Origin of the sequence: Mesorhizobium sp. M1E.F.Ca.ET.063.01.1.1 (assembly GCF_003998155.1) — a bacterium.
Classification (GTDB): domain Bacteria; phylum Pseudomonadota; class Alphaproteobacteria; order Rhizobiales; family Rhizobiaceae; genus Mesorhizobium.
The window spans coordinates 1-439 of record NZ_RZSC01001629.1; the positions used below are offsets into that span (position 1 = coordinate 1).

At 53.1% G+C, this 439-nt stretch carries 1 pseudogene; it reads right to left on the minus strand.

Annotation, left to right across the window (positions count from 1 at the left end):
* A pseudogene (locus tag EOA29_RS40130) lies at positions 1-333 on the minus strand (methylaspartate ammonia-lyase); the annotation flags it as partial.
* Positions 334-439: the final 106 nt, after the last annotated feature.

The following is a 439-nucleotide window of genomic DNA, read 5'->3' on the forward strand; positions in this document are numbered from 1 at the left end:
GGCATCAAGATAGCGAAATGCATTAACATCAAGAAGCCGTGTCGATATCTGAGACGTCAGATCCGAGACTTGATCGACATCGAACAACGGATCGCGTCCGCCAGCACCAGAGTACTGGACGCTCATCATGTCGCCCCAGACAACAGTGTCGTCGGTAAGGACCAATCCGACACTAAGCGAAGACGCTGGAACACGAATGGCTTTGAAGCCGATCGTGACAGGTTGGCCCACATAGATGAAACCGTCGTGCGGGACGCCGGCCCTGATCGCATCTTGGTCGTCATAGAAAAATGCACCATTGCCAGGCGCAAGGAGGACGTCTTTGATCTGCACTTGCTTTGCTCGATTCCTGTCGGGCTGTATCGACGAACGGATGCAGTACGATCCGCTGCTCGCAAAGTATGCGCCTTATGGCATACAGATCGCCAATATAATCTCC